The organism is Bacillus sp. UNC41MFS5 (genome assembly GCF_000686805.1).
Genome location: NZ_JMLP01000005.1, coordinates 147,584 through 167,451, shown reverse-complemented (window position 1 = coordinate 167,451; position 19,868 = coordinate 147,584). Strand labels below are relative to the sequence as shown.

Below are 19,868 nucleotides of genomic sequence, written 5' to 3'. Positions count from 1 at the left end.
GTGAGTATAGAATGTGTAGAACTTAAGATCTTCATTCTATATTACAATTGGTAATTGTTCACAAATTGTTCGAATTTTACCTTTTTAAAATAATTCGCTAAATTCGGAGAGCTGTTTGTGATCCGGCCTGATAACAATTCTTTCTGTCTTCTGCACTGCTTCATTGATTAGAGGTTCAAAATCAAAGAAACTTTCAAAGTGCTGAACCTTTTCCCTTTTTGGCTTTGTTTTTGGAGATGCAGGTACAAAGATGGTACAGCAATCCTCAAAAGGTCTGTTTGAGATTTCAAGTGTATCAATTTCTTGCGCAATTTTTATGATATCCGTTTTGTCCATTGTAATCAATGGCCGCAAAATAGGCGTACTCGTTACCTCATTGATCGCTAACATACTTTCTAATGTCTGGCTCGCAACCTGTCCGAGACTTTCACCAGTAATAATTGCCAAACCTTCATGTTTTTTCCGGATTTCATCTGTAATTCGCAGCATCATTCTTCTTGTTGATGTCATCGAGTAATTTTCTGGGATTTGTTCACGAATCGTTTGCTGAATATTTGTAAACGGGACAATATGCAATGTCAACGAACCATAAATTTCAGCTAGTTTTTGTGAAAGGTCAATGACCTTTTCTTTTGCTCTTTCACTCGTAAATGGCGGGCTGAAAAAATGGACTGCTTCCACTTCTACTCCCCTTTTCATTGCCATATAACCTGCCACAGGGCTGTCAATCCCGCCTGAAAGCATGAGCATGGCTTTGCCGCTTGACCCAACCGGAAGCCCGCCAGCACCTTGAATGGTTTCACAGGAAAGATAAATGGCTTCCTTTCTGACTTCAATCCGTAAATTAATATCAGGATTTTTCACATTCACTTTCAACCCCGATATATTCTGCAGTAAATAGCCGCCGATGGTATGATTGATTCCATCTGTATCCAACTCAAACGATTTATCCGATCTTTTGGGTGTAATCTTAAAGGTCTGTCCATCCCTATATAGGGAACGAACTAATTCTAGCGAGGTCTGCTTTAATGCCTCTAAACCTCTTTCTACCTTTATCGCAGGGCTAAAAGACTGGATTCCAAAAATATTCTTCAATTTATCAATAACTTCTGCGCAGTTTTCACCATTTAATAAGACATACATCCGGTCACGACTCGCTTCCACTTTCACGTTCGGAAAAGGAGCGAGTGCGATTCTTACACTTTTTTTTAACTTATCAACAAATTTATTGCGATTTCTGCCTTTTGTTGAAATTTCACCATAGCGTATTAGTATTCGTTCATATTCCATTTATTTCATTACCTTCCTTAATTGGTTTGCAGATTCTTTGAAGACCTCTAAAGCCGTAATTGCTTCTACTATACTATTTTCAACGGAAAGGCTTATTCTGATGGCACTTTCGGCCAATGTCTCCGGAACACCCATTTCTAGAAGCGTCTTACTTGGCGATTTCTTTTTTGAGGAACAAGCACTTGTTGTTGAAACAAAGATGCCTTTCTGCTCAAGCGAGTGTATAAATACCTCAGACTTAATTCCTTTTAGTGAAAAATTTATGATATGTGGGGCCGCATTTTCATGAGGCGTATGAATTTGAACACCTTCTATTTCAGTTAATCCGCTCCTGAGCATGCTTTGGATCTTCTTCATTCTTGCTAACCCTGTTTCAGCTTTCGTTAAGGTCATTCTAAGTGCTTTTGCCATCGCAACAGCACCTGCCACATTTTCAGTACCACTACGGAGTTTCCGTTCCTGATTCCCTCCAGAAAATAATGGAGCAAGTCTTGTACCTTCACGAATATAAAGGGCACCGGTACCCTTTAAACCATGAAATTTATGGCCGGAAATCGAGCAGAAATCCACTCTACTTTCATTTAGTGTAAGGGGAAGTTTCCCAATACTTTGAACAGCATCAACATGAAATAAAATCGTAGGATGTTTTTTTAATAGGTCACCAATTTCTTCTATCGGCTGAACTGTTCCCACTTCATTATTCACATGCATAATCGAAATTAAAATGGTATCTTTCCTAATCGCGCTTTCAAGATCAGCGACACTAATTCTTCCATACTGGTCAACAGGCAGGTAGGTGATCTCGAAACCCTCATGTTCAAGCTGTTCCATCGCAGATCGAACGGATGGATGCTCTACACTTGATGTAATCAAGTGGCGTCCTTTATTTTTATGCAATAGTGCAGTCCCTTTTATTGCCAAATTATTTCCTTCAGTGCCACCTGAGGTAAAATAAATTTCGGAGGGCTTCACCTTTAGGAGCTTGCTCACTTGTTCCCGTGCCTGGGATAACAACTTTTCTGCTTGTGCACCCATATTGTGTAGTGAGGACGGGTTCCCATAATATTCACTAGACACCGTAACAAAAGAATCTAACACTTCTTTAAACGGTTTTGTCGTTGCACTATTATCTAAATAAATCATTTTTTTCTCCTCCGAACTTCCGAACCATTACACTTACAAAAATAAATCTTATCATAAAGATATATAAAAGGAAAAACAAAAAACCGATTCAGCCAAAGAGTGCACTGATCGGTTTCTAATTATTTATTTACTGACAAATGAGGCTTTTATTTTTTTCAATGCATCTGGATCAATAACATCTAGTGTTGCTGCCGCTTGTTCTAGAGCCTCTTGGTATTCATAGTGCCTAAATGCGATTTCTGCTTCTGTTAAGCCTTTAGCAACTTCTGGGAATTTGCTCTTATATCGATTCCCATATTGAATGGCTTTTTCGGCAAGCATCACATTTTCTAATAGCTCAATCGTTGAATTAGTAAGTTTATCCACTGTTAAAACAGCAATTTCTAAATACTGATTCAGAGCGGAAATATTAAGCGGTTTTTCTTCAAGTTGATATTTCACATTTTGAATACTCTCATTTGTATCCTCAAATAAATACTTATAATCCTCTGGTAAGCCTGGGACGTTGCTTTTCGTCACGAGACGAACGGTCTCGCCCACCTTTTTAGTAAGTTCTTTTAGCTTTTCTCTTGCTTCAAATTCATCTTTCCTAAGGGCTTGGAGTTTTAAAGCAAAATCTTGCTGTCCCTCACGGATAATATCCAGCTGTTCTTTAATCTGAGCCAACTCTTCGCTTATGACGCTTTGTGCGATTTCGTTTAATTTTACTTTTTCTATTAGGATTTCAAAATGTTTATAGACAGTGGAAAGTTCCTTTTCCAGATGACGCTGTGTTTCAAAATCACTATCGGACACCTGATAACTTTCTTGAACATGAAGGAATTCACTTGATAGTTGGCTATTTTCTTCATGGGCGGATAGGAGAAGATCACTTGCAATTTGTTCATTTTTTAAGACAAAATGCTTTGCGTGAACTTCTTTTTCCAATAGATCGAAAAGGATATCGATTCTTTCCTTTACTTCTGTTACTCCTTCCACTGCCTCGTCAATCTTCGTCGCTTCGATGAGTACTAAATTCTCAGATAGCTTTTCCTCTAAGCGTTTTAGCTCTTCATCCACGTTGATATGTTCTAAGTAATATTCTTGGCCAGACATTTCACGGTACCCTTCAAGGATATCGGATAGCTGATTCGGAAGAAGCGATTGGCATTCAATTAATAACTGCGGGATTAAGTCCATATCTTTCTTAATCGTTCCCAGCTGACTTTGAATCGCCAAAACGACTTCACGGGCTTCAAGATAATTACCATGTTCCGTTTTATCATCAAATTCCTGAAATTTTTGCGATACGCCATTAAGCAGTTCTTCTAAAGACTTTTCTGAACTGCCAAAACTGTGGCGGTGGGCAAGCAGCCTTTTCTTTGATTCTCGATACTGCTCTTTTAATTCCTCAATTCCAACACGGTTCTTTTCCTCGCTGCCAACCAGTTCATGTAACTCTTCTAAAATACTTTTTATCTGATCCTCTGTTTCTTGTAACTTCCCGGCAATGGCAAGTTGGACACCTTTGGCTTTTTTAAAACGATACCGATCTATGTACTCTTCTGCATCAAAAAGCATTTCTTCTAAATTAGGAAGTTGCACCGTAACAACCTCGTCCCACTGATTTCGCCAACGTTCGAAAAGCTCTTCAGTTTGACCTGTCATATTAAGCAGCTTAACCTTTGACATTTCATCCAGTACTGGACGATTCATTAAATCGATTTTCCAAGCTTCCAATCGATCCATTTCCTTAAAGTACTTTTTCTTAATTAGATACCCTACTACGAATAAGGCCAGTATTAGGATAAAAAATCCAATGAAAAATTTCACAAGTAAGCCCCCTATTTCCAAAAACATTCGTTCCAAATGCGTTATCGTACATCTATTTTAAATGAATCTTTTAATGTTCTGTTCAATGCTATTATGATACCATGTAAACGACATTTTTTGACTATTAATTTCATTTTTTTTGTAAAATAAAAAAAAATAGCGATTGCCGCTATTTGACGACTGCCCCCATTTTCATTGGCACATCTGAGCATAAAGTTTTTTCAATCCACGAATTAATATCCTTTAAATATTTCTGCTCAAAAAATGGTTCATTAGGAAATACGTACAAGACTTCCCTCATATAGTGAGTATTCATAAATGGCATCATGAGTAATCCTTTTAATTGGATGATTAAATAAGGAATTGAATGCGGGCGGAATTCATTCCATTCAAAACCTCTTTCAAAGATTAATTGAAAATAGTATTTTTCTTTAAGTAGGTATGTTGACATAATCTCTCTTACTATTTGCGAGTCCATCGACATTTCTCGGTAGACCAAACTAGCCAATTTACTATTTTCACATTGATAGTGTAATAAATCCGCGACAATTCGTTTTAAACATTCCTTTGCTCCCCTTTCAATGGATGCATAGGCTTCTTCCATCTTACTAATATATTGTTCAAAAAATTGCGTAAAGCAATATTCTAATAGACCTGGTTTATTTTCAAAATGGTAGGCAATCGTTGCCGTATTTACGTTAGCCAGATGGGCGATATCCCTTATGGACGTTCCTGTGTAACCATTGGACTTAAACAATGTGATAGCAGCCTTTACTATTGCCTCTTTAGCATTTTTCTTCATATAATGGCCCCTTTCTGGAATACCCGATAATCCCCTTACTTAAACATTCTTTGTTACACGACAGATTCCTTTATAAAAATATCGACAAAGTCTGCTTATATTCCTGTAAATTTGATAAAATACTTATATTAAATTGTTGAAACAAAGGGGAAATATCATGTTTAACGTCGAAATGTATTCAGGGAGCCGCGAAGAAAATTATAATCTTGTCATAAAGCAGTTGCATGCTCTCATTCATGATGAGGACAATCAAATCGCCAATCTCAGCAATGCAAGTGCCCTGCTGAACCAATTTCTTGATCGAATTAATTGGGTTGGATTTTATTTAATGGATAAAAACCAACAGCTTGTACTGGGACCATTTCAAGGTCTTCCTGCATGTGTCAGAATTCCGGTTGGTAAAGGTGTTTGCGGAACGGCTGCCTTGAAACAGGAAACGGTTCTAGTGGCTGACGTTCATTTGTTTCCAGGTCACATTGCCTGTGATGCCGCTTCCCAATCAGAAATTGTCGTTCCGTTAATAAAGGATGGAGAGCTTTTTGGTGTTCTTGATATTGATTCACCTGAAAAGAACCGCTTTGATGAGTTAGATCAACAAAAACTAGAAGAGTTTGTGGCTGTGCTGGTTGAACATATATAGAAAAGAGCACAGAGGAAGTTTCCTAAAGGGTTCCGTTTTCGGGTGCTTTCTTAATTAAAAGATACAAGAATTGACGTATGAATTGGCATACGTCTTTTTCTTTACTTATCGGTTGGGGGATCAGGTTAATCACCCGAACTGATAAATAGACGGAGAAATTCCGCCTATTAACTCGAAAAATTCGAAAATGGGTGATTTTGCTTTGCATAAACGGAAAACCTCCCCTTATTTAACCCGAAACGAGCTCCATTTTGCATTTAACCGGAAAATTTCCGCTTATTTTACTTTTGCTGGTTACTCAATTAAAAACAAGACATCGTATTTTAAGAAAAGCACCTCTTAAAAAAATTTCCTTTGTACTCTTTCTATTAAATCTTATCCAGCGCTTGTTCGAGGTCTTCTTGAAGATCCTCCCATGCTTCTAGGCCAACAGATAGCCGCAGTAAGGTATCATCAAAGCCCATTTTTCTTCGTTCTTCCTCTGGTACCACGGCATGGGTCATCGTTGCAGGATGTTGGATCAATGTCTCGGCATCACCGAGACTAACAGCAATTTTTATTAATTGCAGCTGATTCATCAACTGTTGCGCTGTTTCCTTTGTTCCTCTTATCGTAAAAGATATAAGCCCACCAGGTTGTTTCATTTGTTTCTTAGCGATAGAAAAATCTTGATGTTCTGGATCGCCAGGAAAATAAACTGTTTCGATTTTCGGATGGTCTTTCAAAAATCGAAACAATTTACTGGCATTTTCACAGTGACGGTCCATGCGTAATGGCAGTGTTTTCAGCCCTCTTAATAAAAGCCAAGCATCAAAAGGTGAGATAATCCCACCGATGTCTTTTTGGGTCGACTTTGAGACCTGTCTAATAAAATCCTTCTTCCCAATGACAAGCCCCGCAATGACGTCTCCATGTCCGCAGATATATTTGGTTGCACTATGAATGACAACATCGCACCCTAGTGTTAGAGGAGTTTGAATATAGGGGGAACAAAATGTGTTATCAACAACAACAGGAATCCCTTTTTCATTCGCCATTTTCGCCACTAGTCCTAAATCTACCAACTTCATTGTAGGATTTATCGGCGTTTCAATATAGATACATGTGGTGTTTGGACGGAGTTCTTGTTCTAATAAATCCGCCGAGTTCATTAACGAAAAGTCGTGGTCGATACCATATTTCTCTTTTAATAACTCTAACAATCCAAATGTACAACCATATACCCCTTGTGAACAAAGAATATGATCCCCAGTCTTTGTTAAGGCCACTAACACTGCACTGACGGCCGCCATTCCAGACGAAAATGCTAAGCCCGCTTCACCTTGTTCAAGAACCGCAATCCTGTCTTCCAATATTTTCACCGTTGGATTCCCCAAGCGTGAATAAATAAATCCCTCTTCTTGACCAGCAAACCTTCTTTCCCCTTGTTCGGCGTTTGCAAAAGTGAAGGTGGATGTTTGATATAACGGGGGAACTAAACTGTCTTGATGTTCATCCGCCTTGTAGCCTGAATGAATAACTTCCGTTTCAAACCGTGATTTCTTTTTCCCCATTTTAGATTCCTCCTGTTTGAAAACGTTTACATTTTATTAATTTATAATATGTCTGTTATGTAAATATCGTTAGGGCACTCTTAAATATGAGTGCCCTTCCCTAACAAACTCTTATATTTTGCGCTTGAATGACAACCTTGTTCTTTCCAGTCCCCTTTGCAATATACAGTGCTTCATCTGCCCGTTTAAATAAGTAGTTGTAGGCATCGACCTGTTCCTTATTCCAATAAGAAACACCACAAGACACCGTAATATGCGGCTCAGAGGATTCGGCTATTTTTTTCACTAATCTTTCAGCTACAGCCGCTCCTTTGTCTAATGGGACCCCCGGAAGATAAAGGGCCAACTCTTCTCCACCCCAGCGGGCACCGATATCTTCTCCACGAATATTGGTTTTTATCAGGTTTGCAACCTGTACTATGACTTGATCTCCTACCTGATGACCATATGTATCATTTATTTCTTTAAAATTATCAATATCGAGCAGTATAAAAGTACCCTCTCCGGACTCTTTCAATGACCCCTGAATTCTTTCATCCAAAAATTTACGTGAATAGAGCTTTGTTAGGTGATCGGTAATAATCATATGCTCTAACTCTTCTCTCAGCATAGAATTCGTAAGTGCAAGAGATGAATGATGGATAAGAGACTGAAGGAGTTTAAAAGTATCAAAAGAAAAGAAATAGGGCTTTTGGTGCATTACAATGGAAAAACCTTTTAATTTTTCGCTATGAATCATTGGAATCGCAAGAATCGAATGAAATCTGGGTGTATTTTTTATGTTTTGGAGGTTGAAATCTCCAATAAATAAAGGATTTTTTTCTCGTTCAATTTTTCCCTTTAAATAATCAATATAAATTTTGGCTTGTGGTGTGTAAAAGTAGGGTGTTGAGCCTGGGAGTATTTTTATCTTAGCATGTTCGTTTGTGAATAAGAAAAATCCAACTTCTTGTGCATCAATGGATGAGATGATTTGTTCTGACATATATGTCATCGTATCAACTAATCGCAAGTTGGAATTTAAGCAATGCGAAGTTTCGTTGATTAATTGCAAATTGGAGATTTCCTGCTTTGATTGTTGATAAAGATAGGCATTTTCCAAGGAACTGCCTGCAGCACTCGCCAGTAACTTAAGAAACTCTACCTCAAACTCATGGAATTCAGCCGCTGTTGCTGCCACTACCTGCAAGACACCATAGGCTACTTGTTTCCCTTTTAGGGGTACATAAATAATCGCATGGTCACCAGGAGCAGAATACTCAAATTGAAGTTCTCCTGATCCATAAGCTTTGATAGCTGCAATATTTTCACTATCATATTCAAGTTCAATAATCGGAAGTTCATTATGACTATATGTATCCTGTGAAAGCAATAAGGAAAAGGAGGAGTCAGGATATAATTCTTTCAAAGTAACACATAATTCACCCAAAAGGTTCTCTACATCCAGGGATGCATGAAGTGCTTCTGTAATCTCTATTAATTGTTTGTATCTTTTTATTTTCCATTGTAAATCACACTCGAGAATATCCATTTAGGTTTCACCCGATCTAATTCCAGATATATACATCGTCCCTTAATTATAGTTAATGTTCAGACACTTTGGCGATATTTATTTGTATAAATTATTAACTTTTATTAAAATAATATTTCTTACAAAATTCTTCTGTACACCCTTCTAAAAAAATATTCTTGACTTTGTTGGAATAAAAATTATATAATACTTTTTGTGTAAAATATTGCAGCCTATTGTGTTCACTTTGAATAGTCTCATTTTATTCCTCATATTTAAATGATGGTGTATCTCGTAACCCTTAGCTGCAAGGGCGAAGGTGCATGAAAATAAAATGGCTGTCAAAGAGTCTCATAACGGTTTTTATTTTACCAAAATAAAAACACGAAGGAGGAGTCATTCATGGCTCGTTATACTGGCTCTAGCTGGAAAATTTCCCGTCGTCTTGGAATCTCTCTAAGCGGCACAGGTAAAGAATTAGAAAAGCGTCCTTACGCTCCTGGACAACATGGTCCAAACCAACGCAAAAAGCTTTCTGAATACGGATTACAATTACAAGAGAAGCAAAAGCTTCGTCATATGTATGGAGTAACTGAGCGTCAATTCCGTAATCTTTTTGATAAAGCTGGCAAATTAGCTGGTATCCACGGTGAAAACTTCATGGTTCTTCTTGAATCACGTCTTGACAACGTTGTATACCGTTTAGGTTTAGCTCGTACTCGTCGTGGAGCACGTCAATTAGTTAACCACGGCCACATCTTAGTTAATGGTTCACGCGTTGATATCCCATCATTCCGCGTAACTCCTGGTCAAACAATCAGTGTTCGTGAAAAATCACGTAACCTTGATGTGATCAAAGAAGCAATCGAAGTTAACAACTTTGTTCCTGACTTCTTAACTTTTGATGCTGACAAATTAGAAGGTACTTTCACTCGCTTACCTGAGCGTTCTGAATTACCAGCTGAAATTAACGAAGCTCTTATCGTTGAATTCTACTCACGTTAATTGATTTGCTTATTAAATAGCAATCACAAAAACCCTAGAAGCGTTGATTTTAACGCAGTTTCTAGGGTTTTTTATTTATGTTATTTTTAAGTATTCGTGGACATGAAAACCTCTATTTTCAACTTTTAATAAGCTTTTATGATTCTTAAATGTTTATAGAATGGTTATCTATTTTTCCTAGATTACTGCTTGTTTTAGGAACAATAGGTTCAATTTTGCCAAGCCAAAAGAGATAGGTTAAGGCACCGATTAAGGTGGCAGTTCCTGACACTATAAGTGCAGGGGTAAATGAGTGGGTAGTAGAAATTATAAAACCGGTTACAATCGGACCCAAAATGCCACCCATATTTGACACACAGTTTTGAAGTCCTCCAACAACTGAAGTCATATTTACAGGGGCTACGTCTCCAGGAAGTGACCAAATAGCACAAGCAGCAGTCGTTAAACCCGCATAGGAAATCGATAGTAAAGCGATGGAAAGAACAGCTGAATTAACCAGCCCCGCAAAAGCAATCGAGGTTGCTAATAACATACCTCCACCTAGGTTCAATTTACGAACAAAGGTTAAGGAATAGCCTTTAGAATAAAGATGGTCGGAAAACCAGCCCGCTAAAAGTTCAGCAACTAGACCAAAGAGTGGAGGAATCATGGATACCCAACCCATTTTCATCAATTGGAAGCCTCGTTCTTGTACAAGATACGTTGGGAACCAAGTGATAAAGAAATAAATGGCATAGTTTAACATGAAAAACCCTACACACATTGCTAAAATATTACGGTATTTAAGAAGTTGATACCATTTCATCGGCTGGGTATTTTCAAGGCCATCCTTTTTGGCCTGTCCATCACGAATATAGGTTAGTTCTTCTTTGTTTACATACATATGCTTTTCCGGATCACGATAATAAGCCCACCAAATGGCTACCCAAACCAATCCTAACAGACCAGATACGATAAATGGAACTTGCCAGCCAAAGGCAGTCATTAACCAAACAACAAAGGGCATCGCTAGCGCCGTACCCACTTTAGAACCGCTGTCGAAAATAGCAGAAACTCTTGTCCGTTCTCGATCAGGGAACCATTTTGCTGTCACGCCAGCATTGCTTGGATATGCTCCTGCCTCCCCCATTCCTAATAGGGTACGAAAAATGAGGAGGGATTTCATTCCTTGGCTAACAGCTGTCAATGCGGTGGCAATGGACCACCAGGCAACGCTTAAAGCAAGAGAGAATCGTTGTCCAACTTTATCGGCCAGCCAACCAGCAGGAATCTGAAATAACGCATAGGTCCAAAAGAAAGCTGACATGACAATCCCCATTTGTGCCGCATTTAGTCCAAATTCCTTCATGATCGTGGGGGTGGTAGCTGACAGGACTGTACGGTCCAAATAATTAATGGCTATGGCTGCCCACATGAAGATGGCAATCTTCCATCGAACTTTCGTTCTTTTTTGATTTATTTCTCTCATTATAAAACCTCCTATAATAGAAATCGCTTCCAAATTAAATTAAGAATATTATAACAATTTTAGGCATTCCTTGGTTAATCAATTGATAGATTGCCATCGTGCAAAGTCTATAGAGGATAAAATTCTGAGTCTTACCATTTTCTGCTTTATTTCTAATCATTTAAACACAATCTCAAAATTAATAAATGAACCTTTTTAACTTAATGCCGTCCCCCTAAAATCTAAGAAGATTTTAGGGGTTTAATGGAATCTATCTTTCTATGCTTTTACAAATACTGTTTTAATTGCAGTAAAGAATTCGACCGCAGCCTGACCCTGCTCACGGGAGTGCGAGCTGGACTGTTTCATGCCGCCGAATGGTGCCTGTAATTCAACACCCGCAGTTTCCGCATTAATCCGTACAAGTCCGGCATCGATGTCGTTGATAAACGACATCATGGTGCCGATGTCTTTTGTATAAATGGAGGCACTAAGCCCGTACTCGACATCATTAGCCTGTGTTAACGCTTCTTCAATTGATTCCACTTTAATAAGTGCCAGCACCGGACCAAAGATCTCCTCCTGGGCAATGACCATTCCATTTGTAACCTCTTCAAATATGGCCGGCTGGACAAAAAAGCCGTTTTCGCCTCCGTTCTCCGTGTACCGTTCACCGCCGTATATCAATCTTGCACCCTCTGCTTTCCCTTTTTCAATATAAGAGAGAACGGTTTTCATCTGATTCTCACTGGCACATGGTCCCATCCATGAGTTGCCTTCCATGCCGTTTCCAATTGTAATTTCTTTGACCTGTTCAAGCAGCTTCTCTTTAAATGCATCGTATACCTCTGCCTGAACGAATACCCGGCTTGTAGCAGTACATTTTTGTCCAGTCGAACGAAGGCCGCCGTTAATTGTTCCTTCTACCGCCAGATTTAAATCCGCATCTGCTGTAATAATGACAGGATTTTTCCCGCCCATTTCCAGCTGATATTTTGCTCCGCGGGCAAGAGCTGCCTGACCAATTTGTTTCCCAGTGGCATTGGAGCCTGTAAACGTAATGCCGTTTACGTCTGAATGGTTAACGATTGCTGTGCCGACTTCTGATCCAGCCCCGGTAACCATATTGACTACACCTGCCGGGATGCCGGCCTCATGCATACATTCCATAATCTTAGCTGCTGTAACAGCTGCTTCCTGTGCCGGTTTAAACACAATGGTATTCCCATAAATCAAGGCAGGGGCCATCTTCCAGATTGGGATGGCTACCGGAAAATTCCAAGGGGAAATTACACCGATGACTCCAAGCGGAACGCGTGTCGTAAACATTAACGCCTTGCTGTCAGTGGATGGAATCACATCACCCGCTTTGCGCATCCCCTCACCAGCATAGTAACGGAGGATTGCAATCCCACGAATTGTCTCACCTTTTGCTTCAGGGAACGTTTTACCCATCTCTCTTGTCATCGTTTCGGCAACCTCTTCAAGCCGCCTTTCCAGACTATTTGCTATTTTATAGAGATAATCACCTCGTTCTGCTCCTGAAAGACGGCGCCACTCTTTTTGCGCTCTCTTGGATGCAGCCACAGCCATGTCAACATCTTCCCTTGTCGAGCACTGTACGTAGCCGACGATTTCATTTTTATTGGCAGGATTAATGGCTGCGCCGACTTTATTTCTGAGGGATGATACCCATTCACCGTTAATATAGTTAAGATGGGTTTTTACCTGAACTGAAGTGGTCATGATTAAAACTCCTTTCCATATTCCTAAAATGTAGGGCCAATGCGCCAAATACCAAAATCATACTGCTTCAGAATTTCTGCCTTCGTCAGCTTTCCAGAAGCAACAAGCTCAATTTCATCAAAAATATGCTGGCCAACCGACTCAATTGATTCAATGCCTTCGATAATCGTTCCGGCATTCAAATCGATGTTATCTCCCATACTTTCAAAAATTCCAGTGTTGGTTGCAATTTTTATAACAGGAGCAATAGGTGATCCAGTAGGTGTACCTCTTCCTGTAGTAAACAAAACGATTTGGGCTCCACCAGCCACCATCCCCGTTAGCTGTTCAATATCATGTCCCGGTGTATCCATCCAAACTAGACCTTTTTTGGATGGGACTTGTGCATAATCGATTACTTCTTGTAAAGGGCTGCTGCCAGACTTATTGGAAGCACCTAACGATTTTTCTTCGAGAGAACTCAACCCTCCCTTGATATTTCCAGGGCTTGGATTCCCTGTACGGATATCTACTCCCATCATGATAGCCCGATTTTCCATAGCACCGATTACTTCATATACTCGCTTGGCTGTCCTGTCATCAACTGCACGTTGTGCCAATAAATGTTCAGCACCAATTAGTTCTGTCGTTTCGGCTAAAATCGCAGTCCCTCCGTGATCAACCAGCATATCGCTAACGACCCCTACTGCTGGATTGGCTGATAGGCCGGAACATGCATCCGAACCGCCGCACTCGGTCCCGATAATGAGCTCATTGAAATCACAGAGTTCCTTCAATTGAGCGGAAGCATCCTGTACCATTTTCACTGCTATTCTAGATCCTTCAGCGATGGCACCAAGTGTTCCATTGTGGTCCTGAATGGAAACCACTTCAACCGGCTTTCCTGTCTTGGCTATCTCTCCTGCAACACTGCGTGCTTGATGGGTTTCGCAGCCTAGCCCTAGAACTACCACGCCATAAACATTTGGATTGGCCCCCATTCCTACATAAGTACGGAATGTTTGATCATAATCTACACCTACCTGTGCACATCCATGCTGATGTATAAAAGAGACCGTACCTTGCACTAATTCGGTAATTTGTTTTGCTGCCTGGGTTGCACAAGTAATCGTAGGCAAGATTAACACGTGGTTTCTTACCCCTACCTGACCGTTTGGGCGCCTATATCCCCAAAACTTCTTTCCACTATTCAACTTTATCCCCCCGTCCTCTTTTTCCTTCCAGATTGTGAATATGAACATGTTCACCAATATCAATCTTTGTAGTGGCTGAACCAATCACTTCACCATATTTAAGAATATCCTCCCCCTTGGAGATCGACTTGACAGCGAACTTATGCCCGAATTCAATTTTTTCCTTTAATTCAACGTCAAAGCTGTTCCCCTGGCATGTGACCTTGACATGACTGCCTGCTGGAATACCCTCTAAAGCCACAGCCACTTTATCATTCGGCTTCATCATCACCGTTTTAAAAGCTGTACTCATCTTAAATCTCCCCTGCTTTATATTGGTCTTCTTTTAAAAATAGTTAGTGAATGGGTTACAAATTGTGTACAACATTTTTTGCAAGATAGACAGTATTTTGTAAAACCCCAATATCAGATATGTCAATTTCTATTTGGTCTCCATCTGCTAACGTAAATTCATTTGGGGGAACAATACATGTGCCTGTCAATAAAACAGTGCCGTTAAAAATCAGATTATCTTTAAGGAGATATGAAACAAGCTCATCAAATTTCCGCTTTAACTGGCGGGTATTAGCGCTCCCTTCCACCACTTTTTCGCCGTTCCGATAGATTCTGCAGGTAATTTCAAATTGATAAGGATCTAGAACCGCTTCAGATAGAAGAATGGCTGGACCAATAGAACAAGAATTTCTCCAGATTTTTGCCTGGGGTAAATAAAGCGGGTTTTCCCCCTCAATATCACGGCAGCTGAGGTCATTTCCAATGGTATAACCTAAAATTTCTCCCTCGCTATTAATGACAAGCCCTAATTCCGGCTCAGGGATTTGCCACTTAGAATCACTTCGAAGATATAGCTTATCATTTGGACCCACTGTCCTTGCGGCTGTGGATTTAAGAAAAATTTCAGGACGTTTGGCATCATATACCTTGTCATAGACAGTGGTTAAACCGTTTATACCATCAATAGATTCGAAGTTTCTGGCGTCCCTGCTTCTTTCATATGTAACACCAGCCGCCCACACTTCAGGAGCTTCAATCGGAACGAGCAATGATAGTTTTTCTAGAGATTGTGATAGTGGATCTAAGGTTGAGATAGCGTTTTCAACAAAGTGAAGAAGAGAAGTATCTTGATCTTTTGCTTGCTGAGCTAACTCAAAGAAGTCTTTTTGCGGCAGTGGATAGATAAGCCCCTCATTTGTTAAAGCAGCAAGAACTGAAACTGAATTTTCATTTAAATAAGAAATAATACGCATATAGTCCTCCTTTTAAATATTAATTACAGCGTTAAAATGGTTGTTTCACTCCCAATTAAATTTTTCTTGCGTTCTCACTAACTTTAAATGCAAATTTCGTGCCAAAATGAAAGATGAATTCATTTTTCAAAAAAATAAACACCAAACTACCTATCAAATCAAGGTTTGTCATGTTCTAACAAAAATAACTCCTATTCATTAAAGAACAAGAAACTATTTAATTTAATTGCTTATTCACTTCAAATCTTTCATATTTGAAATTCATATTTCAAATATGAAAGATTAAAGACTAATTTAAAGTATAAAAAAACAAGGGGTCTGCATGACCTCCCTTGTAAAAAAAATTGTTTCTTTTTTTCTATTCTTCTATAAATCTTTTCGTTAATCTAACTAGTCTCTCAACTTACGCCAAAGGGTAGTTTTACTTATTCCAAAATCCTTGCAAAGTCTATCCTTGTTTCCATGATAACGCTCAAGAAGCTGCTTCCAGAGCTGATTTTCCATGTCCTCAAATCGATTTGAAATGGTGACCTGTAACTCGTCTTGATTTTGTCCCCCTCTGTCGTAAAGTTTCCCTTTCTTCTCAGCCAACAGCTCACAAATCTTGTACTCTGTTAACTCTTCACCCTCCTCAGTACTAATGACTAACCTTTCGATGAAGTTTTGCAATTCCCGCGCATTACCAAACCAATCGTAACTTTTTAGACAATCAAAAATTAGATCCAGCGGCAAAAACAAAACCTTTTGCTCTTTTATACATTCGCTCTTGAAAAAGGATATAGCCATAGGGACGATGTCGTCTTTTCGCTGCCTGAGTGGCATTAATTGTAACTCCAATACACTCAGCCGGTAATAAAGATCTTCACGAAAACGCCCCAATCGAACTTCTTCACGCAGATCCCGGTTTGTAGCGCAGATGATCCGAACATCGATAGGAGTTACCCGATCTCCTCCAACACGTCGAACCTCCTTTTCTTGCAATACCCTTAGAAGTTTCGCTTGAAAATTAAGGGATATTTCCCCTAATTCATCGAGAAATAATGTACCTCCATGGGCTAATTCAAAAAGCCCCATCTTACCTCCTTTCAGTGCCCCTGTAAAAGTACCCTCGACATATCCAAAAAGTTCACTTTCAAGTAGATTTTCACTCAATGCAGCACAGTTAACGGAAACAAAAGGTCCCTTAACCCGCTTACTCTCATTATGAATGCTCTGTGCAAAGAGTTCTTTTCCTGTCCCTGTCTCACCATAAATTAAAACTGTACCGTTAGATTTAGCATACTGTCTGGCTTGTTGAATACATTTGAGCATTTCAGGGCTACCTCCCTGAATATCATTGAAGGATTTCTTGGCCACTAATCCTTTTTCATTAAGCCTAGTCCTGATGTTCATTTCTAAATTTTGAATTTCACCAATTTCTTGAAAAATAGCCACTGCTCCATGGAATCTACCATGAATGATAATAGGAATCCGGTTACAAACAATCTTCTTTCCATTAATCTTAAGAAGGATATTTTTTTCCTCATCATGTTCGGATAAAACTTTATTCAATAGACTTTCGGGTAAGCACTCCGTTAACTTATTCCCGAGTACCTGGTTTATTGGCACGCCAAATATTCTCTCAGCTGATGCATTATAAACGGTAACCTTCTCGTTATTATCTATTGTAAGTACTGCCTCAGTTGTAAAATTAAGAATCGCTTCAAGCTGCTTTAAACGAGCCTTCTCCTTTTCCATTGATTTTAAAATTGTTGCGGCTTCATTAAGGGCAATTTGAAGGGACATAGGACCCGATTCTAAAAGACAGCCATAAATTCCACGCTCTATTGCTTGTTGTGTGGCTACTACATCACCCACTACTGCATCTATTCCCTGTTCTTCAATTAGATGTTTCACCTTCGCAGGTATTTCGTTAGCATCTTGACAGGGCAAGATTTGCAAATCTATGTCCATAATGTTATTAAAATGCTTAGCTTGAAATAAAATATTTAACGTCGTGATAAAGGCGATTTTTTTAAAACCTTGCTCACTTGCCTTACTTAACGCCATTAAAATGTCGACAGACGTAACGGGTATTTCAATGACAGGTAAATCGAATGAATTTCGTAAAGCTTGGGCTGTTCCCCCACGAGAGATGAGGATCTTTACACCTTGATTGATATAAGTGCTGATTTCATCAAGATTCTCCTTGAGATTCCCCGGAATAACAGTATAGGGTATATCACAAATTTCATTCATTCTTTCGGCTTGCTCTACTAAGGCTTCATAGGGGGCAATGACGAGTATATTGTTCATTAAGTAGACACCTCTATCTTTTTAAAATAATCTGCGAAATTAATCGCGGCTTTATCTCCCCCATAAACAGGGAGGTGATCAAACCATTCCCCACAGATCCACATCTTTTTTAGTTCGTTTGATTTGGAGCAAAAGAAAAAGCACCACATTGGGTGCTTCCGAATGTTTTTATTCCACTAACAAAAAAACACGAAAAATATTCTGTTTTTTTGTTAGTGGAGAATTAGTATTTGTTTAGCTCCTTAATCGGAGTTTGAATGATAACTGGATTCTTTTTAGGATTCAACCATTTCAAGATGTTTACAACATTCTTTTGAGATGTTGAGGTACATCCGAGCGTGTAGCCACTTCCAATGTGAAAGAAGATAGCACTGCCTTTATACGGAGTTCGTTTTGTATTGTAGTTAATAACGAAACCGTAGGTATAAGCTGAGATATTCATGTTTTCAGCACTCTTCCATTGACCTCGTGTTTTACTTCTTGATTGCCAAGTGTTGTAAAGTTTTGAAGTTGGGTCATCTACCCAAACATCATCGTTTGTGATTTTTCGGTAAGGCATTTTGGTACCCGGATTTCCATAACGTCCAAATGCTGTTCCAATTGAATACTTCCCAATTGGCGACTTTTTACCGCCTTCATTCATATTTGCTGCAGAGGCAAATCCATATTTACCAATATGGCCTGTTGTGGTTAAAACAGGAACCCATTTACCTTGGGAATTTCTTTCAAATGTACGAATTTGAGCATTAGGGGTATTGTACCCATTAGAAGTGACAAGAATTAACTGTTTGTTGCTTCCTACTGTCTTTAAACCTTCCGCCAAATTCTTAGTAGTTAGGTACTGATTGGATGCCCAACCTGTTTTACCACCAACAGTTACTCTATCCCAAGACCCTTTAGTTTGTGAAACTGTTACAGCTTGGTATTTCTTAACAGTTGTTACCACTTTGTAGTTTGTTCCCGGACCAGTTCTAACATTCAATGCATTGGCTGTGACATATTTTGTTACGCTTGTCGCAGCATGAACCGGTTTAACCGCATGAAATCCTGTAAATAAAACAAACATTGCAACAAAGATTGCAAATCCTTTTTTAAACATCTACTTCAATCCCCATTCTAGTCATGATAACTTATTTATTTTTTATTATATAACGATTATATCATTCTATTTCAATAGGAATTAAAGCACATTTAAAAGGGCCGTCCTGGCCCTTTTTTGTTTTTCCCTAGAGGATACTTGTTTGAACCAGATCAATCTACCTAGGTAATAGTCTGCCTTTTGTCTCCATTTGCAAAGCATAGAGGAATTTTTTAATGTCGATTCGGGTAGTTGTGGTCTGGTTTTTTCCTTCCAGTTCGAGCATCTTCATTCTTACTTGGGTGTAGTCGAACAATTTGGATGAGTAGTACTCAAATGTTGGGTTGGCATAATCGGTTAATCCCAGTGAAGCAAGATGCTCGAGCACCTGTTGGAGGATGCGACGGATCCGTTGTTCCATAGCCTTACCTTCTTTTCTTATTTCCTCCGGAGAGACGGACGAACCAAGCCGCTTTTTGGCCGCCTGCTCATAAAGATCCTTCATAGGCGGGAGCTCCCGATTTCCCTCCATGTCCCATTGATGTAAAATTTCTAGAAGATCCAACAAATCCTTTTCACCGTTTTTGCCAACAATTCCAAGTTCAAGCAAGATACTTTTGGCAGAGGACGGAAACAAAGGTTGTTTACTTGGGAGAGTGTTCTCAAACAGCCGTTTTTTTGTATTATGTGTATTTAAAAAGCTTAATGACTTTTGAATGTTATGAAGTGATTTTTCCAGTAACAGATATTCACTTACTTTCTTAATGACACTTACCACCTCAAGCCGGTTAATCGGCTTTGTGATATAATGCTCGACACCCAGGGAATACGCTTCACTAATCATATCCTTCGTTTCGACTTGGGAGATCATGATGATTTTCCCCCGAAAGGAGGGAGCAATTTCTCTGACTGTCTCAATCCCGTCCCTGATGGGCATGAGCAGGTCAATCATTAGAATATCAACTTCCTGTATATCGAGGGTATGTGCATCTACTTCAGACCCGTCAGCTGCCTCCCCCACAACCGAACCCAATCCCTCTTCTTCAATAATATTGGATAACATCCCTCTGATAGTTGGGGTATCATCGACAATAAAAAATTTCACTG

Annotated in this window: 16 protein-coding genes; 2 read left to right on the top strand and 14 right to left on the bottom strand. The window is 39.3% G+C overall.

Annotated features, from left to right (window positions below; genetic code table 11):
• Nucleotides 1-84: 84 nt before the first annotated feature.
• The 4 genes from thiI to refZ all read right to left on the bottom strand — a co-directional run bounded on the left by thiI (nucleotide 85) and on the right by refZ (nucleotide 5,047).
• Nucleotides 85-1,290, bottom strand: a complete 1,206-nt coding sequence (thiI, locus tag BR30_RS0100875; RefSeq protein WP_026563306.1) for a tRNA uracil 4-sulfurtransferase ThiI — start codon at nucleotides 1,288-1,290, stop codon at nucleotides 85-87.
• Nucleotides 1,291-2,433, bottom strand: coding sequence for a cysteine desulfurase family protein (locus tag BR30_RS0100870; RefSeq protein ID WP_026563305.1), 1,143 nt, complete (start codon nucleotides 2,431-2,433; stop codon nucleotides 1,291-1,293). It abuts the gene before it with no gap.
• Nucleotides 2,434-2,556: 123 nt separating this feature from the next.
• Complete coding sequence (ezrA, locus tag BR30_RS0100865; protein ID WP_026563304.1) at nucleotides 2,557-4,245, bottom strand: septation ring formation regulator EzrA; 1,689 nt, start codon at nucleotides 4,243-4,245, stop codon at nucleotides 2,557-2,559.
• Between the two features lie 169 nt (nucleotides 4,246-4,414).
• Nucleotides 4,415-5,047, bottom strand: coding sequence for a forespore capture DNA-binding protein RefZ (gene refZ / locus BR30_RS0100860; protein WP_026563303.1), 633 nt, complete (start codon nucleotides 5,045-5,047; stop codon nucleotides 4,415-4,417).
• Nucleotides 5,048-5,204: 157 nt separating this feature from the next.
• On the opposite strand from refZ, the gene BR30_RS0100855 reads away from it, so the two are divergent.
• Nucleotides 5,205-5,687 carry a GAF domain-containing protein gene (locus tag BR30_RS0100855; RefSeq protein WP_026563302.1) on the top strand — a complete coding sequence of 161 codons (483 nt, stop codon included), beginning with the start codon at nucleotides 5,205-5,207 and terminating at the stop codon, nucleotides 5,685-5,687.
• 368 nt (nucleotides 5,688-6,055) lie between these two features.
• Here the strand turns inward: BR30_RS0100855 and megL are convergent, their stop codons facing one another.
• Both megL and BR30_RS0100845 read right to left on the bottom strand, forming a co-directional pair.
• On the bottom strand, nucleotides 6,056-7,240 hold the full coding sequence (megL, locus tag BR30_RS0100850) for a methionine gamma-lyase (protein WP_026563301.1): 1,185 nt from the start codon (nucleotides 7,238-7,240) through the stop codon (nucleotides 6,056-6,058).
• Between the two features lie 100 nt (nucleotides 7,241-7,340).
• The gene (locus BR30_RS0100845) at nucleotides 7,341-8,771 is read right to left on the bottom strand and encodes a sensor domain-containing diguanylate cyclase (RefSeq protein WP_026563300.1); all 1,431 of its coding nucleotides are present in this window, start codon (nucleotides 8,769-8,771) and stop codon (nucleotides 7,341-7,343) included.
• A gap of 381 nt (nucleotides 8,772-9,152) precedes the next feature.
• On the opposite strand from BR30_RS0100845, the gene rpsD reads away from it, so the two are divergent.
• Complete coding sequence (gene rpsD, locus BR30_RS0100840; RefSeq protein ID WP_026563299.1) at nucleotides 9,153-9,755, top strand: 30S ribosomal protein S4; 603 nt, start codon at nucleotides 9,153-9,155, stop codon at nucleotides 9,753-9,755.
• A gap of 145 nt (nucleotides 9,756-9,900) precedes the next feature.
• Here the strand turns inward: rpsD and BR30_RS32490 are convergent, their stop codons facing one another.
• The 8 genes from BR30_RS32490 to BR30_RS0100790 all read right to left on the bottom strand — a co-directional run bounded on the left by BR30_RS32490 (nucleotide 9,901) and on the right by BR30_RS0100790 (nucleotide 19,866).
• Complete coding sequence (locus tag BR30_RS32490; RefSeq protein WP_035444918.1) at nucleotides 9,901-11,223, bottom strand: MFS transporter; 1,323 nt, start codon at nucleotides 11,221-11,223, stop codon at nucleotides 9,901-9,903.
• 258 nt (nucleotides 11,224-11,481) lie between these two features.
• Complete coding sequence (gene gucD / locus BR30_RS0100830; protein ID WP_026563298.1) at nucleotides 11,482-12,948, bottom strand: alpha-ketoglutaric semialdehyde dehydrogenase GucD; 1,467 nt, start codon at nucleotides 12,946-12,948, stop codon at nucleotides 11,482-11,484.
• Between the two features lie 23 nt (nucleotides 12,949-12,971).
• Nucleotides 12,972-14,141, bottom strand: coding sequence for a UxaA family hydrolase (locus BR30_RS0100825; RefSeq protein WP_026563297.1), 1,170 nt, complete (start codon nucleotides 14,139-14,141; stop codon nucleotides 12,972-12,974).
• A complete protein-coding gene (locus tag BR30_RS0100820) occupies nucleotides 14,134-14,433 on the bottom strand; it encodes a UxaA family hydrolase (RefSeq protein ID WP_026563296.1) in 300 nt (99 codons plus the stop codon). The genes BR30_RS0100825 and BR30_RS0100820 overlap by 8 nt, the downstream gene beginning before the upstream one ends.
• Before the next feature lie 55 nt (nucleotides 14,434-14,488).
• Nucleotides 14,489-15,388: a fumarylacetoacetate hydrolase family protein gene (locus BR30_RS0100815; RefSeq protein WP_026563295.1), complete on the bottom strand. Its 900-nt coding sequence runs from the start codon at nucleotides 15,386-15,388 to the stop codon at nucleotides 14,489-14,491.
• A gap of 390 nt (nucleotides 15,389-15,778) precedes the next feature.
• Nucleotides 15,779-17,683, bottom strand: coding sequence for a sigma 54-interacting transcriptional regulator (locus BR30_RS0100805; RefSeq protein ID WP_026563294.1), 1,905 nt, complete (start codon nucleotides 17,681-17,683; stop codon nucleotides 15,779-15,781).
• A gap of 223 nt (nucleotides 17,684-17,906) precedes the next feature.
• Nucleotides 17,907-18,782 carry an SH3 domain-containing protein gene (locus BR30_RS0100795; protein ID WP_026563293.1) on the bottom strand — a complete coding sequence of 292 codons (876 nt, stop codon included), beginning with the start codon at nucleotides 18,780-18,782 and terminating at the stop codon, nucleotides 17,907-17,909.
• A gap of 157 nt (nucleotides 18,783-18,939) precedes the next feature.
• A complete protein-coding gene (locus BR30_RS0100790; protein ID WP_026563292.1) occupies nucleotides 18,940-19,866 on the bottom strand; it encodes a response regulator in 927 nt (308 codons plus the stop codon).
• Between the last annotated feature and the right edge of the window lie 2 nt (nucleotides 19,867-19,868).

Coding starts and splice junctions, on each gene's coding strand:
- rpsD (WP_026563299.1), top strand. CDS start 9,153: ATGGCTCGTTATACTGGCTCTAGCTGGAAAATTTCCCGTCGTCTTGGA.
- BR30_RS32490 (WP_035444918.1), bottom strand. CDS start 11,223: ATGAGAGAAATAAATCAAAAAAGAACGAAAGTTCGATGGAAGATTGCC.
- BR30_RS0100815 (WP_026563295.1), bottom strand. CDS start 15,388: ATGCGTATTATTTCTTATTTAAATGAAAATTCAGTTTCAGTTCTTGCT.
- BR30_RS0100845 (WP_026563300.1), bottom strand. CDS start 8,771: ATGGATATTCTCGAGTGTGATTTACAATGGAAAATAAAAAGATACAAA.
- refZ (WP_026563303.1), bottom strand. CDS start 5,047: ATGAAGAAAAATGCTAAAGAGGCAATAGTAAAGGCTGCTATCACATTG.
- thiI (WP_026563306.1), bottom strand. CDS start 1,290: ATGGAATATGAACGAATACTAATACGCTATGGTGAAATTTCAACAAAA.
- gucD (WP_026563298.1), bottom strand. CDS start 12,948: ATGACCACTTCAGTTCAGGTAAAAACCCATCTTAACTATATTAACGGT.
- BR30_RS0100820 (WP_026563296.1), bottom strand. CDS start 14,433: ATGAGTACAGCTTTTAAAACGGTGATGATGAAGCCGAATGATAAAGTG.
- BR30_RS0100805 (WP_026563294.1), bottom strand. CDS start 17,683: ATGAACAATATACTCGTCATTGCCCCCTATGAAGCCTTAGTAGAGCAA.
- BR30_RS0100795 (WP_026563293.1), bottom strand. CDS start 18,782: ATGTTTAAAAAAGGATTTGCAATCTTTGTTGCAATGTTTGTTTTATTT.
- megL (WP_026563301.1), bottom strand. CDS start 7,240: ATGGGGAAAAAGAAATCACGGTTTGAAACGGAAGTTATTCATTCAGGC.
- BR30_RS0100855 (WP_026563302.1), top strand. CDS start 5,205: ATGTTTAACGTCGAAATGTATTCAGGGAGCCGCGAAGAAAATTATAAT.
- BR30_RS0100870 (WP_026563305.1), bottom strand. CDS start 2,433: ATGATTTATTTAGATAATAGTGCAACGACAAAACCGTTTAAAGAAGTG.